Origin of the sequence: Clostridium psychrophilum (assembly GCF_018861705.1) — a bacterium.
In the GTDB taxonomy this organism is placed as follows: Bacteria; Bacillota; Clostridia; order Clostridiales; family Clostridiaceae; genus Clostridium_AD; species Clostridium_AD psychrophilum.
Genome location: NZ_JAHLEC010000077.1, coordinates 1 through 15580, shown reverse-complemented (window position 1 = coordinate 15580; position 15580 = coordinate 1). Strand labels below are relative to the sequence as shown.

At 30.4% G+C, this 15580-nt stretch carries 17 protein-coding genes; 14 read left to right on the top strand and 3 right to left on the bottom strand.

The annotated features are described in order from the left end of the window. Positions 1-133: 133 nt before the first annotated feature. Positions 134-562, top strand: a complete 429-nt coding sequence (locus KPL38_RS13880) for a universal stress protein (RefSeq protein ID WP_216289748.1) — start codon at positions 134-136, stop codon at positions 560-562. 667 nt (positions 563-1229) lie between these two features. On the opposite strand, the gene KPL38_RS13875 is transcribed toward KPL38_RS13880, so the two are convergent. The 3 genes from KPL38_RS13875 to KPL38_RS13865 all read right to left on the bottom strand — a co-directional run bounded on the left by KPL38_RS13875 (position 1230) and on the right by KPL38_RS13865 (position 2926). Then, complete coding sequence (locus KPL38_RS13875) at positions 1230-1463, bottom strand: hypothetical protein (protein ID WP_216289747.1); 234 nt, start codon at positions 1461-1463, stop codon at positions 1230-1232. Between the two features lie 104 nt (positions 1464-1567). Then, entirely contained in the window at positions 1568-2134 is a 567-nt protein-coding gene (locus tag KPL38_RS13870; protein ID WP_216289746.1) for a hypothetical protein, read from the bottom strand. A 60-nt stretch (positions 2135-2194) separates the two neighbouring features. Further along, positions 2195-2926 (bottom strand): protein kinase domain-containing protein, encoded by a 732-nt coding sequence (locus KPL38_RS13865; RefSeq protein WP_216289745.1) that lies wholly within the window; start codon positions 2924-2926, stop codon positions 2195-2197. 589 nt (positions 2927-3515) lie between these two features. On the opposite strand from KPL38_RS13865, the gene KPL38_RS13860 reads away from it, so the two are divergent. From KPL38_RS13860 to KPL38_RS13800, 13 genes are all read left to right on the top strand, one after another. Further along, positions 3516-3707, top strand: a complete 192-nt coding sequence (locus KPL38_RS13860) for a PF20097 family protein (RefSeq protein ID WP_216289744.1) — start codon at positions 3516-3518, stop codon at positions 3705-3707. A 520-nt stretch (positions 3708-4227) separates the two neighbouring features. Then, positions 4228-5154, top strand: coding sequence for a GntR family transcriptional regulator YhfZ (gene yhfZ, locus KPL38_RS13855; RefSeq protein WP_216289743.1), 927 nt, complete (start codon positions 4228-4230; stop codon positions 5152-5154). A 69-nt stretch (positions 5155-5223) separates the two neighbouring features. Then, on the top strand, positions 5224-5577 hold the full coding sequence (locus KPL38_RS13850; protein ID WP_216289742.1) for a PRD domain-containing protein: 354 nt from the start codon (positions 5224-5226) through the stop codon (positions 5575-5577). Between the two features lie 26 nt (positions 5578-5603). Then, positions 5604-5963 (top strand): DUF2620 domain-containing protein, encoded by a 360-nt coding sequence (locus tag KPL38_RS13845; RefSeq protein WP_216289741.1) that lies wholly within the window; start codon positions 5604-5606, stop codon positions 5961-5963. Positions 5964-5975: 12 nt separating this feature from the next. Then, the gene (locus KPL38_RS13840; RefSeq protein WP_216289740.1) at positions 5976-7268 is read left to right on the top strand and encodes a YhfT family protein; all 1293 of its coding nucleotides are present in this window, start codon (positions 5976-5978) and stop codon (positions 7266-7268) included. 143 nt (positions 7269-7411) lie between these two features. After that, on the top strand, positions 7412-8536 hold the full coding sequence (locus KPL38_RS13835; RefSeq protein WP_216289739.1) for a hypothetical protein: 1125 nt from the start codon (positions 7412-7414) through the stop codon (positions 8534-8536). Beyond that, positions 8536-9411: a phosphotriesterase family protein gene (locus tag KPL38_RS13830; protein WP_216289738.1), complete on the top strand. Its 876-nt coding sequence runs from the start codon at positions 8536-8538 to the stop codon at positions 9409-9411. Before KPL38_RS13835 ends, KPL38_RS13830 begins: the two co-directional genes overlap by 1 nt. A 24-nt stretch (positions 9412-9435) precedes the next feature. Continuing rightward, entirely contained in the window at positions 9436-10530 is a 1095-nt protein-coding gene (locus KPL38_RS13825; protein ID WP_216289737.1) for an aminotransferase class V-fold PLP-dependent enzyme, read from the top strand. Positions 10531-10553: 23 nt separating this feature from the next. Beyond that, positions 10554-11717 (top strand): YhfX family PLP-dependent enzyme, encoded by a 1164-nt coding sequence (locus KPL38_RS13820; RefSeq protein WP_216289736.1) that lies wholly within the window; start codon positions 10554-10556, stop codon positions 11715-11717. 4 nt (positions 11718-11721) lie between these two features. Next, the gene (locus tag KPL38_RS13815; RefSeq protein WP_216289735.1) at positions 11722-12915 is read left to right on the top strand and encodes a phosphopentomutase; all 1194 of its coding nucleotides are present in this window, start codon (positions 11722-11724) and stop codon (positions 12913-12915) included. A gap of 669 nt (positions 12916-13584) precedes the next feature. After that, complete coding sequence (locus KPL38_RS13810; protein ID WP_216289734.1) at positions 13585-14004, top strand: DUF3231 family protein; 420 nt, start codon at positions 13585-13587, stop codon at positions 14002-14004. Between the two features lie 118 nt (positions 14005-14122). Continuing rightward, entirely contained in the window at positions 14123-14617 is a 495-nt protein-coding gene (locus KPL38_RS13805; protein ID WP_216289733.1) for a GH25 family lysozyme, read from the top strand. A 194-nt stretch (positions 14618-14811) separates the two neighbouring features. Continuing rightward, the gene (locus KPL38_RS13800) at positions 14812-15189 is read left to right on the top strand and encodes a hypothetical protein (protein ID WP_216289732.1); all 378 of its coding nucleotides are present in this window, start codon (positions 14812-14814) and stop codon (positions 15187-15189) included. Positions 15190-15580 lie beyond the last annotated feature (391 nt).

Here is a 15580-nt window from a genome sequence, read left to right as displayed (position 1 = left end):
AACAATTATACCAGAAAGAGGGGGTCATTGTTTTTTTTCTTAAAAACAGCTACAATCCTTGCAATTGCAGGGTCTTAAATAAATAAAACAAAGATAGTGTTAACACTATCAGTGATTTAAGGAGGGGTTGTATATGAAAAAATTAAAAATTTTAGTACCATTAGATGGAACGGAAAAAAGCATCAATTCTATAAAGTGGTTAAAAGATTTCTTTAATAAGGATGATATTTCTATTACTTTGATGAATGTAGTAGAAACAGTTTTAACTAACAAGATGGTATATCCAACGCCAAATTCAATTTCAAATGATTATGGTAATTTAGCAGAGGAAAGTAAATTGGTTTTGGATACAGCAATAAAGGAACTTGAAGGCTATGAAGTTGAAAAGTTTTCAATTTTGGGATATGCTGCAAAAGAGATATTAAAAAAAGCTAATGAAGATGGTGATGATGTAATAATAATGACAAAGTGTAATAAAAAAGGTTTATACAGATTAATTGGTTCTGTAACAAGTAAGGTTGTTAGAAATGCTAAAGTATCAGTTATCGTTATTCCTAATTAGCATTTGATATTAATAGAAGATAGTGCAAATACACTCATATATTAAAGAAAGACTTGAAAAGTTAGAAATATAGATATGATATTGAAATCCTCCATATATAATGATATGGAGGATTTTGTTTATTCATAAACCTTTTCAAGGTCTATACCTTTTTAGCAGCAGCTGCGCTAGGGATTATATCCTATTTCTTATTTAATTATGTTTATTGCAGCATTGGTTATATTTGTAAACAGGTTTTATGCTTTGGACATCTACAATACAGAGGTAAGGAAATATATTAAACATGTATTTTCTGTGATATTAAATGACTGGTATATGACATGGTTAAATTGGATTTTCTCTATGCATTATGCCTGTTACCAAGTAAGGACAAGACTAGAGGAAAGATTATGACAGAAGCTATGTGGCGACACCTTATATGAGTAAGAGATTTAAAGGTTAGTTTTAATAGTGAATGTTATTGAAAGTGATCAATATGTAGATAGTGCGATACAAATTAAAATAATCATAGATATGGCAATTAATTATATTAAAATAATCTAAATATATTAAATCCTGTATCATTATCATATACCTAAAAAGACACTTACAAAAGTATAAAAAAATACCCTTTGTCCATTATTTACAAAGGGTACTTCATATTTATTAATTAATTATTCTAGACATATTATCTACTGTATGATCTTCTTGAATTACTTCTTGAATTACTTCTTGAATTACTTCTTGAACTATTTTTTGAACCACTCGTTGAACTACTACTTGAGCTACTGCTTGGACTTATATCTGATATACTTAAATTGCTATATGATTTGCTCAAATTATTATAAGAATCACTATTATACTCATTTTTCATTCTATAGTCTTTATGACCTTTACATGATTCATTCTTTGAATAATACATAAAGTCACCTCCTTCAACACATATTTTATTTAGATTGATATTAAGTTAAGGTTCTTAACTTAATATATAGTATGCTTAGCCCCCTATTTTGTTAACAATTATTATTAATGATCCAAAAACATTTCTTCTATAAACTTCTCAAAGTTTTCTCTTTGTGAATATTTATTGCCCTCATATATATCTGTTGCAGTTAATATAGTGTTATACTTTCTAGATTTTAAGGTAGGCATTTTTTCATATTCATCTTCTTCATATAAATCCCTTAAAGTCTCACCTATCCATAAAAGGTTTTCATAGTGTTTTCCGTTTGAAAATCCTCTTATTTTAGATGGGTCATCATTTATAAGTCGAAAGAATAATGATTTAGCCAGCCACCCTTTGTCACCTCTGTCATCTCTTGTAGTTTTAGTTAAAACAGAATTTATATAGGGCGTAAATTCTATAAAACTTCCGTTGTGTGTCTTTATACCAACTATTGGATACCATAACCCCTTTATTTTTCCACTGTTTGTTCCAGAAGATCTGTAAAAAGCTAAGGTTACTGTTTCCATGTCTCCATTAAACATAATACCTACATCTATTAAACCAATCATCCTAAAAGGATCTAAAGTGTAGACATTTGCCCTAAAGCTTTTAGGATATATTTTATATATGCTAACTGAACTTGGCATTATACATTCCTCTTTCCTTTAGAAGTGAAATAACTTTTTTAATATTTTAAAAACAAAACTTTATTTAATTACCTGATTAATTCTCTTTAGTTCTTCTAGATCTTTTCTAATTTCTTCGATATTTTTATACTCACCATCAAGTCCCATAAGCTTCTTTAAAAAATGTCTTTCCTCCTCTATTAAATCAAGTTCTTCATACCAAGGCTGTTCTTCTTCTAAATCCTCGTCGACATAAGATGAATAATATAAATGAATTAAAAAATCAGAAAAGAACCAATAATCTACTTTCTTTGTATATCTTTTATTATTTATGAATCTTGCCAATCCAAAGTCAATTAATAATAATTCTTTATTTTCATTGACAATTACATTAGAAATTCTAATATCTCGGTGTACAATATTTTCATTATGCAATTCTTCTATCAAATCTAAAAGCTTATTAGCAATTTCGTAAATATCATCTTTGGTAAATTCATATTGGGTCTTAGATAATATTTGATGAAAAGTATTTCCCTCCATATACTCTAATATATATCCTTCTCTATACTCATCTTCAAATCTTGAAATAAATTTTGGGAAACTGGAATAATTATCTAAACTCCGCAATATCTTTTCCTCATAAAACAATTTTTTCTTAGTATTTTCAAGTTCCTCTATCTTCAATTGTTTTATTACACATTTTTCACCTTTATCATTAACTCCTAAATATGCAATACCATAACGTCCTTCACCTAAAAATTTCTCAATGATATATTTATTTAGCACTTCTCCTTTGTTATAATACTTGTCCATATTTTTATCACCTATATTTCTTTATAAATTTAGAATAAGATAATACTTATTAACACTGATTTAGTCATTTAGATTTCTTATAACTACATATACTATTAAAAATATTTTCAACATAAGGGTTATACGTTGAAAATATGTTTCACTAAATCAGATCAGTATTTTTAAATGCCTTTATTATAAATTTACAATAGGTTGATTAATGAGCTTGTACAGAATATAGCTAATGTATATTCTATATATCCAATATATTCTATTAAAATATTTATGTGAACAAAAACAAAAATATAGGCATACGTCAAATTGCATGTAAGCAATTAATATATTTGTATAAAAAAGTATACAAATTGTTTGAATTAATCAGTAGAAAATCAAAGTCCACAAACAAATGTGAGAAAATTGCACCTCTCTTATTCGCGTATCGAAATTTTTATTAATATAGAATTAGTAGAGGACTTAAGTTCAATGGCAAATAAACTAAAAATAAATATTATGACGAAATCTTCCGTATATAATGATAGCTTTACGTTTTCTTATGTTTTAATTTAGTATGTTATGATGTGGATATAAGAAAACTAAGGAGGATTATTATATGATATGTCCATATTGTGGTAATGAGATGGTAAAAGGTGACCTCTACGGAAATAGAGTAGAATTAAAGTGGGTAGCAAAAGATGCACATAAGGGCATAATACACGCTTTAAGTAGAGGCGGATGTCCCAAAATAGAAACTTACAAGTGTGTTTTTTGTAATAAGTTCATAAGTGATATTCCTGCTGACTGACTTTAATAGCACGAATAGTTTGCACTTCAAATATGTTTGAGAATCTAGACAATTAATGCATAGAAAATTTCTTCGCATTTTTATTTCATTTTGTTGATTAAATATAAAACATTAATGGGGCACTTACAAAAATGTAGGTGTCTTTTTGTATTTACTAGCCAAAACACGTGCAATAGGAGTTTGTATATAAAAGGGATTATATGATTTTTGATTAGTAGATAAATTTAACTGATAGTTATGGATTTAGTACTTTTAATATTTTTAAACTTGCATCTGAAGAAATATAAAGAAGAATATAAAAAAATGATGTGTTCTATAAGTATATTAGATTCAGAACTAGATGAAGATATTTTTGCGTAGATGTTTCTTTTTACTTATTGACAATATAAAAGATAGGTGATACTATTAAAAATGTAAAGGGTTACTTTTTTAAAAAATGAATATACAAAATATTGTATACTGTAATAGTTATAATTGTTAGATTAATGATAAAATTCAAGTGAAGAATGAGGATACAAATATGAATGTAAAGATAAGTTTAATGCAGAAAAGTGGAATAATAGTAATGAAATTAGCCCATGAATTTATTGGAAGGGAAGTTGGGGACAAAATTGATACCGTGGCAAATTATGCTGAAAGATATGAGACGGCAAGAGGTACAGTTCAGAGTGCAATTAAGCTTTTGCAGGAGCATAAAGCCATATTACTTGAAGCAAGAGGACACCTTGGTACGTTTATTACTGGTATAGATCATAAGAAGCTCTTGGCTTTTACTGATAGAAATTCAATAGTTGGTGTTATGCCATTGCCTTATTCAAAGCTATATGAAGGACTTGCCACAGGACTTTACAAAACTATGAATAAAAGTAAGATACCATTTAATCTTGCATATATGAGAGGAGCAAAAAGTAGAGTAGATGCGCTTAAAAATGACAGGTATGATTTTGCTATAGTTTCAAAATTAGCTGCAAAACAGAGTATAGAAGATGGTATGGACATCAGCATTGTAGTTGAATTTGGTTTATTTACTTATGTGAGTGAACATGTACTTGTATTAAATAATCCACTTAAAAAAGGTATAGAAGATGGTATGAAAATAGGTATAGATAGAACATCTATAGATCACAATATGCTTACATTAAAGCAGTGTGAAGGAAAGAATGTAGAGTTTATAGATTTGGCATATAATCAAATTATAGCAAAGGTGATAAGTGGTGAAATAGATGCAGCTGTATGGAACAAAGACGAAATACTTGAAAGAAAAGTAAATATAAAATACTATCCATTGGAAAAGAATAATCTTAAATATATAGATACAGAAGCAGTTCTTGTAATGAATGATAATAAAAATGAATTAAGGAGTTTTATTAAAAGGTTTCTAATTAAGGAAGAAATTTTGGAATATCAGAAAAAAGTAATATCAGGAGAAGTTATACCTAATTATTAATGTATGCATAAAAGTTGCTTTCAATATACAGTTTATTGTATATTCAAAGCTGATGGGGAGATGTGAGAGATGGAGCTTAATAATAGACTTGTTATATTAAAGGATGCAGGGCAAATTGATGAAGATATATACAAAAGGATTTTAAAAATAATAGCAATGTTTCATACTAAATGGAATATAGAACTTAAAGAAGAGAATGGAGCAATGCTTATAACGCACCTATGTATTGCACTTCAAAGAATAAAAAGTAATTCTCCTGTGGAAAGAATTGATGAAGAACTTTATGAACAAATAAAGTTAAATAAATACTTTCAAACTAGTAAAAAGGCTTTTTGTGATATTAAAAGTGAAATAACTATGGATATTCCGAAAAGTGAAGAAAGCTTTTTAATAATGCACTTATGTGTATTATTTGAAAAATAAATAATAAAAAAGAAGGAGGAATAAAGTTGATAAGAATAGTTGTAGGTGGACAAATGGACAAGGATAGGGTAGCGGAAATTATTAAGGAAATAGGGGGAGACAAGGTTTCAGTAAAAATACAAACAGATATTCAAGCAGCTATGGCAATAAAAACAAATCAAGCCGATTATTATTTTGGCGCTTGTAATACAGGTGGCGGAGGGGCACTCGCTATGGCAATAGCATTACTTGGATTACCACTTTGTTCAACAGTTTCAATGCCTGGAAATATAAGAAGTGAAAGCGAAATAATAAAAGAAATTGAAGATGGCAAAAAAGCGTTTGGATTTACTCCACAGCATGCTGAGCAGGTTATTCCAATTATACTAAATAACATTATAAAATAGGGGGGACTTAACATGACATATATTATTATAGCTCTAATTGGAGCATTCGCTTCAATCCTTGCAAACAAGGGTGTTGCAGTTTTTAATGATGGATTAAGACCAATAGTACCCGAATATCTTGAAGGGAGAATGAGTAAAAAGGCTTTAGCAGCAACTAGTTTCGCATTGGGTTTCGGACTTGTAATAGGTTTTGGTATTCCAGTATCTGTTGCGGCGAACATCATACTTATTCACAGCATATTGCTTGGTACTGATATTATTGGTACATGGTCACCAGATGGCAAAAAAGGAATGATAATTTCTGGAGCTATAGGAGCAGCATATGGTGTAGGCATAGTTGTAGGTTTAAAATTTGTCGTTGATATATTTAGTATGCTTCCAGTTAATTTCTTACCACAATTAGCTATGGTTAGTATTCCAATAGTTGCAGCATTTGCAGCATTCCCAGCTTTGGTAGTAGCTTATCAGTATGGAGTTAAAAATGGTATTATAACTTTAACTATTTCATTTCTTGTAAGACAAATTGTACAATATTATGGTAAGTTTAAAATAGGAAGTGCAGTAGTTGCTCTTAATCCTGAAGGAATGGCATTGCTTATAGGAATGATAATAATGATAATATATGCAGTTAGGGAAAAAGCAGATCCTAATACACAGACTGTAGACCTTGTTTCATTATTTAGTGACAGAGTTAAGAGAATAAAAAAGAATATACCTTATCTTGCAATAATGGGTGGATTAATTGCTGCTGGTACAAGTATGCTTATAATAGCGGGAGATCCAATATCATTAAATCTTTTATCTAAGGGTAAAAGTACTGAAGCTGCATTAACAGCATTAGCAAGAGGAATTGGATTTGTTCCACTTGTTGCTACAACAGCAATTGCTACAGGTGTATATGGACCTGCTGGTATGACGTTTGTATTTGTTGTGGGAATTCTTATCAAGAATCCTATTTTAGCATTTATTGTTGGTGCGATTGTAATTACTTTAGAGGTTTTACTTCTTGATGTTATTGCAAAATTCTTAGATAAATTCCCAGGAATGAAGAATTGTGGAGATAACATAAGAACTGCAATGAGTAAAATACTTGAGGTTGCCCTTTTAATAGGTGGTATGATGGCAGCAAATGCTATGGCACCGGGGCTTGGATTATTTATAGTTGTAGGAATGTATACTCTCAATAAAGTATCCAAAAAGCCTATTGTAGAAATGGCAGTTGGGCCTGTTGGGGCAATTTTTGTGGGAGTTCTAATAAATATATTGTATATTGTAGGACTTTATTTACCAACAGTAATTAAATAATATATTATGCTATTTAATGAATCAAAATGAATAACTGAAATATTAGAAGGTACAGATATTCCCTTGGAGTAGAGATTTATTAAATAGCAGTTTATAAATTATGGTAAATTTTAATATGTCTAAAATAGGGATGAGTATTAATTATGGATAATAATCTTGAGCAAATGCTAAGAATATCAAAAGCTACAGTAAAAGCAAATAAATTCTTAAATAAAACAGTTGATAGAGTGAATGTGGATGCTGTTTTGGATACAGTTGATGTCTTAAATAAGAATATTAGTCCTGTATTTTGCGGGGTAAAAAACACTAAAGCTGTAAGAAAAAAATATATAAACAATTTATTCAAACATAAAAAATATATTTGGCACACAATTGACAGTATGGCTGATGGTGGAAGGTCAATAGATATAAGACTTAACAACCCACTTACAGGTAAGTTAATGACTGGTTCATCAAGTGCCACAGCTATTAATGTACTTTATGGCATAAATGATGTTGGGATATGTTCTGATGGAGGAGGTTCTGTGCTTGCTCCTGCACTAAGCTTAAATCTATATTCTATAATGGCAAATGGTATGGGCTTAAAGGCCAATTATTCTAAGATATCTACTGATGGAATTGATTTTACCGCAGGTATTGGAGTTATAAGCTATTCATTAAACCTAGCAAAAAATTGTATATATGATATGGGCAATATACAATCTACTAATCTAAATAATGAAATAAGCAAACTAAAAATAGCGGTTCCATGTATTGGAGATATAATACTTCCTAATGGTAAAGATATGAGGGAAGGCCTTAATGATACAGTTTATTATATGAAACAAAATAATATAGAAATACATGAAGAAAGGTTTCCTAATTTTAACGACAGAGAAGACTCAATAATAAGAGTAAATGAATTGTTATTAAAATATGATATATTGATAACTCTTGAAGGACCGATCGATTTAGAGGGGTTAGGAGATTCTGTTTTTGGAAACATGGGAAGTTTTGCAAAAGGACTTCAAAATAGAAGTGGAAAATATCTTGTGAAAATAGCTAATATGGTTAATGCGACTGCAGTGACAATTCCAGTAGGTGAAATAGCATCAGGCATTGTTATGTTAGCAAGAGAAGGAATTGACAATGGAGTTAGACTAATAAACATTGCTGAAAAATTAAGTGATAAAAATTTAATGCCTAAACTTTACATTGATTATTTTAAAAAATCATACTTAAGAAGAAATAATGATTTGATATTTAATATAGATGGAGATGAAAACTAATGAAATTATTGGATGGGATTACCTATGCGCATGAGCATATAACTATAGATTTATCAGGGCCTAAAAAAGATGAAGACTGTAAACTTGACACTATTGATGAAACAATTAAAGAACTCAAGGAACTTAAATTAAAGGGTGTTAGCAATATTATTGATGTTACTAATAGAGGAATGGGAAGAAATATAAAATATCTTACAAAGGTTAAAGAAGAAACTGGTATTAATATTTTAAGTTCTACCGGGTATTATAAAAGCCCATTTTTCCCACAAGAAGTATATAAATTAAATATAAAACAATTAGCACATATAATGTTTATGGAAATTACAGAAGGAATTGATAATTCAGGAATAAAAGCAGAAGTTATTGGAGAGATAGGAACAAGTAAAGATTACATTGTTCCTGAAGAAGAGAAGGTGTTTAGGTCTAGTTCTTTGGTTCATGTAGAAACTGGGAAACCTATTGTAACCCATACAACGCTTGGGACTCTGGGTCTTGAGCAAATAAAAATATTTAAAGAATATGGTGTAAATCTTGATAAAGTTGTTATTAGTCATGTTGATTTGAGTGGAGATTTAGATTATATATTAAGACTTATTGATAAAGGGGTTAATGTTGCGTTTGATACAATAGGTAAGATAAAATATCAACCTGAAAGTGTGAGGGTTAACCTTTTAAAAGAGCTTATAAATAGAGGCCTATCTGAAAAGATAGTATTATCTATGGATATTACAAGAAAATCTCATCTTAAGTATTTAAATGGATTAGGGTATTCGTATCTTCTTGATAAATTTGTGATATTACTAAGAAATGGTGGCATAAGTGAGGCAGATATTGATAATATGCTTAAGAATAATGCCCATAGAATATACGCATAAATTAAAGAAAATGGAGTGATAATAGTGAAAACATATCCTTTAGAATCTATGACGATGGAACAAGCAAAGAAATTACAGTTTAAATTAATAGATACAATTACAAAGCATTTTAACGGTAAAGATATTTTAACGCTTGGTGATTTAGGAGTAGTGATGGGTATTAATAAACCAGCTACTACTTTAAAAGTAGAGCAAACCTTAGCAGACTTTTTCGGAGTTGAGAAGGCTGTACTTTTAAGAGGGGCTGGTACTGGAGCCTTAAGATGGGGCATAGTAAGTATGGTTAAGCCAGGAGATACAATGTTGGTTCATGATGCACCTATATATCCTACAACAAAGGTAACTTTAGATTCTATGGGCATTAAAATAGTTAAAGCAAACTTTAATAAAGAAGATGAGATTAAACAGATACTTACAAGAGAGAATATAGATGCAGTGCTTATACAGTATACAAGGCAGAAAATTAATGATCAATATGATATGGAACATGTTATAAAGGTAATCCACGATGTTAGAAAAGATATTCAAATAATTACAGATGATAATTATGCCGTGATGAAGGTAAGAAAAACAGGTGCTGAGTGTGGTGCGCAGCTTTCAGCTTTTTCACTATTTAAGCTTTTAGGTCCTGAAGGCATAGGATGCCTAATAGGTAAAGGGTCATATGTGGATAATGTAATAAAATTAAACTATTCAGGGGGAAGTCAGGTCCAAGGGCATGAGGCAATGGATGCTTTAAGAGGACTTGTTTATGCACCAGTACAACTTGCTATTCAAGCTGAAGTAAATGAAGAACTTGCCATGAGGTTTAATAATGGAGAAGTTAAAGGAGTGAAAAATGCATTTATAGCTAATGCACAATCAAAAGTATTGCTTATAGAATTAGAGACCAATACAGCAAAAAAAGTGCTTGTGGAGGCTGAAAAACTTGGTGCGGCACCAAATCCAGTAGGTGCAGAATCAAAATATGAATTTGTACCTATGGTATATAGAGTTTCCGGAACTTTTAGAGCTGCAGACCCAACACTTGAAGAAAGAATGATTAGAATAAATCCCATGAGGAGCGGGGCTGATACCATAATTAGAATAGTAAGGGAAGCAATAGAAAGAGCTAGATAGTAATATATATGAAGAGGTGAAATATGTTCTTAGATATAACATTAAGAAGAAATAGAAAGCTTATAGAGACAGCTTTTAGATTACATCAAAATGGGATTATAGAACCAGACACATTCATTCTTGATGTTGATTCCATTTTATATAATGCAAAATGTATAAAGAAGGAAGCAGATAAGTACGGAATAAAACTTTATTTTATGACAAAGCAGTTTGGAAGAAATCCGTATATAGCTTCAGAAATCATGAAATTAGGATATGAAGGTGCTGTGGCGGTAGACTGGAGAGAGGCAAAGACATTAGCCGAAAATGGTATAAAACTTGGACATGTAGGTCACCTGGTACAGATACCTACTAATGATATTGAAAATATTTTATTAGAAAGTCCTGAAGTTATAACGGTTTATTCTGTAGAAAAGGCTAAACAAATATCAGATGCTGCGAAAAAAATGAATATGACTCAGAATATTATGCTGAGAGTGATAGATAAAGATGATATATTGTATCCTGCACAATATGGAGGGTTTTATCTTAAAGAACTTATAGAAAATGCAAAGAAAATAATCGCTATGCCAAATATAAAATTATATGGTATAACTTCTTTTCCATGTTTTTTATATAATTCTAATAGTAAGAGTATAGAGAAGACAAATAATATGGATACATTACTTAAAGCAAGAGTGATATTAGAGAATGAATTACATTTTAAACTAAAGGAAATCAACACTCCATCTGCGACGTGTACATCAACTATTAAAAAAATTTATAGCTGTGGTGGAACTCATGGAGAACCTGGACATGGACTTACGGGAACAACACCACTTCATGCTTTTCAAGATGAAGTAGAAATACCTTCAATAGTATATGTAAGTGAAGTATCCCATAATTTAGATAAATCGTGTTACTGCTATGGTGGGGGATATTACAGAAGATCTAATACAGTAAATGCTCTTGTAGGCAAAGATATGCTTAGTTCTAAGAAACTTGAATTTGAGAAACCGACCTTGGAAAGCATAGATTATTATTTAGGACTTAGGGGGAACGCTAAAGTTGGAGATACTGCTATTTTTGCAAATAGATCACAAATTTTTGTAACACGAAGTCATGTAGCTGTGGTTAAAGGAATACAAGATGGTAATCCAAAGGTTGTTGGTATTTATGATAGTCTAGGAAAGAAAATAGGGAGATGACATAATGAATAGATTTGTTGTGATTGTTTTAGATAGCTTTGGTATAGGCCATATGGAAGATGATGCAGTTGTAAGGCCACAAAACGTGGGTGCCAATACATGTAAGCACATATTAGAAAAAATGCCAAATCTAATACTTCCAAACCTTGGGAAGCTTGGACTTATGAATGCACTTGGAGAAGAAATAGGTTGTATGAAAAAAAGTATCGATGCTGTTTATGGTAAAGCTGCATTAATGCATGTAGGGGCAGATACATTTCTAGGTCATCAAGAAATAATGGGTACGAAACCAAAGCCACCACTTATAGAGCCTTTTTCTAAATCTATTGATAAAGTGTACAATGCACTAAAAGAGGCTGGATATAAAGTTGAATATTTGGGTAAAAACACAAAAATTCTACTCGTCAATGGTTGTGTTACTGTGGGTGATAATATAGAAGCTGATTTAGGACAAGTATATAATCTAACTTCTACACTGGATTTGATAACATATGAGGAAGTTATTAAAATAGGAAAAGTAGTTAGAAATAATGTGAAAGTTTCAAGAGTAATAGCATTTGGAGGAAAAAATGTTAGTGTAAAAAATATATTAGATGCTGTAGAAGAAAAAGATGGAAAATATGTTGGAGTAAATGCTCCGAAGTCTGGAGTATATAATGAAGGATACCAGGTTATGCACATGGGATACGGAGTAAATTCAAAGGTGCAAGCACCAACTATTTTAGGTAAAAAAGGTGTGTTTGTATCCTTACTGGGTAAAGTTGCTGATATTGTAGCTAATGATTATGGGAAAAGTACATCTTGTATAGATACAAAAGAGGTTATGGAACTTACAATAAAAGAAATCCAAAATACAAAATCGGGTTTTATTTGCACAAATGTTCAAGAAACAGACCTTGCTGGGCATGAGCAAAATACTGAAAAATATGCAGAAAAACTTACAATCGCTGATAAATACATAGGCCGAATAATGGAAATCTTAGATGGAAATGATAGACTTGTAGTAATGGCGGATCATGGGAATGACCCTACGATAGGTCACAGCCATCATACTCGAGAATATGTACCTATATTATTATATGGTAAAGACTTAAAAGCAAATTATTTGGGGCAGAGAAAAACATTATCAGACGTAGGAGCTACAGTAGTTAAATATTTTAACTGTGAAAATACTGAAAATGGACAATCATTCTTATAAATAGCAAAACATAGGTTAATAAAACTATGTTTTAGATAATTATTATGTCGAGCAAAAAGTAAGTGGCTATATACAAATGCAGAGCTTAATATAATAGGGTACAAAGACTATAGAGGGTCTTTGTACCCTGTTATGCTACCGCGCTGTTCATCTCCTATTGGGCTATCTAATTATGTTCAATATTTTTGATAAGTATATAAATTTATATACATCTTTAGTGTCATATGGTAAAACAACTATTAAGTATAAGGGGATTAGAAAGGGGGATTAGTTGAGTATGGTGAATAAAGCTGATACCTTTTAATAAAGGTATAATAACTAGTGATTCCATTGAATTTAAAGAAATAACTTTAGATAATAATTCAAATTGTTCTACAGGGGACAATTATTATTTATTACCTAAATTAACAACCTCATTAAAGATTACTCGAAATTCTCTTTTTATATGATATACCTACATCATATACACCATGTGCTGTAACCTCTAAGTCATCTACTAATTCGCAATTACATTTACTACAAGTTTTCATTCTAATTACCACCTTTTAAATTAAATAAATATTTTTACGCATTTTTCTACTACTGTGAAGCAATATATTTACTTAATTATACTATTAATAATGTTAAATATGTATATGTATAATTATTCTACAAATACATCATATTGTTATGAGATATGAACAAATAGAACTACTAGGTATATTCAGCAGTTTTGCACATGATACTGAGTTTAGGGTATTGCTTCAACATGCGATATATACATATAACAAGCAATTAAACAAGCTTGAAGGGTTAGCACTAAAGCTTAATATACCACTTCCTAACAGACCGGCACAACAAGTAACATCTCCAATTGATCCTGAAATTATAACGGATAGATTTATGTTCCGAATTGTTTTATCCTGGGAATTAGCTTCCTTAGATTCTCATATCAGAGCAATCATTGAGACAATTAGGAATGACTCGTTGCGTAAGTTGTGGAGAGAAAACCTTAAAACAGAGTTATCGTATTATGATAAATACCTTAAATATGGAAAAATGAAAGGGTGGACAAGAGTAGTCCCAATTTTTGGGGAACCAGTGACATAACAAATCAAAAGCCATCATTCTGTATAACTAAATATTGTTCATTCTTTATATATGCTATACTCGAACTACGTTTCGACATATATTATTGTGAAAAATTAATTTAAATAGGAGGGTTTTTATGAAAGGTATAGATATATCTAGTTACCAACAAAATGTTGATTTTGTAAAAGTAAAGAAAAGTGGAGTAGAGATAGTTTATATTAAGGCTACGGAAGGAATAACTTATACCAATCCTTTGTTAGAATCTCAATATAGTGGTGCAATGGCAGCTGGACTTAAAATTGGACTTTATCATTACCTAAGAGAAAACGATCCAATACTAGAAGCAGACCATTTTATAGACGCCATAAATGAACTTTCAGCAAATTGTAAATATGTTATAGACGTAGAAGTTGCATTGGGACAAGCAGTGTCAAAGATAAGTTCAAATGTACGTTTATTCGCTGATCGCCTATTAGCTAATAATTATGAGCCTTGCATATACACTGGAGATAACTTTTACGCAAACAATTTAAATGATACTGTTAAAGATATACCGTTATGGGTGGCACATTATGGAGTGACAAAGCCAGATGCGGTTAGTTATATAGGATTTCAATATTCAAGTACCTGAAGTGTAGATGGAGTAAATGGACCAGTTGACTTAAATGAATTCAAACCTGAGATATTTATTAATAACACTGCTACACCTGTTTCACCTGTTAATACTGTTGTAAAAGCTTTTCAACATGATGCTAACCTAACAGGGTTAAAAGATAGAAATGGAAATAAACTTGTTGAAGATGGCATAAAAGGAGTTCGTACAAATTGGCAAATTATATTAACAAACATACAAATAAAGAAAATTTCAAGTATACAGATGATGATCAGGAGAAAATAGTTAAATCTGTTTTTTCTAAAGTTAGTTATGAAATTGTATCTTCCAGCGTTACTGGTAAGAATGCTGTAGTCAAAACTAAAGTAACCTCTTTAGATTTACCGAAAATATATGGGAAATTAATTACTGATATGATGCCAACACTATTGTCACAAGCGTTGTCAGGTAATAACAAAGATGATTCACAGGCTCAAATAATGACGGCTTTGGGCAACTCTATAAATGATCCGAGTGCTCCCAAAACTACTACCGATGTTGACATTAAGCTTATAAAAGGAGATAAGGGTTGGATATACTGCACTCAATAATAATGAACAAAATATTTATATTAAATAAAAAATGATGTAATTAATAGGTAACGGGTTCCATCTTAAGTTCTTTTGAATAAATGTCATTAATTTTTACTTAAATAAACTTAATGATAAATCGAATGATAATTTAGTATGTTTTTTATAAGAGTTTACAATATTAAAATAATACTTATATAGATTACTAAATATTATACTTCTTCATTTACTTAAAAAATGTTGTAAATACAGAAACAAAGATTACAAATATACCACTCAAAATTAACAAAATTGCTTCTCCTTTTTTATTATATAGGAAACAGCTTGCGGAAACCGCTGTGGATAACATTTTAGATAACATTTTAGATGAAAATTAGGTGGAAAATTCAAGAGAAATATGAGATGATTAAAT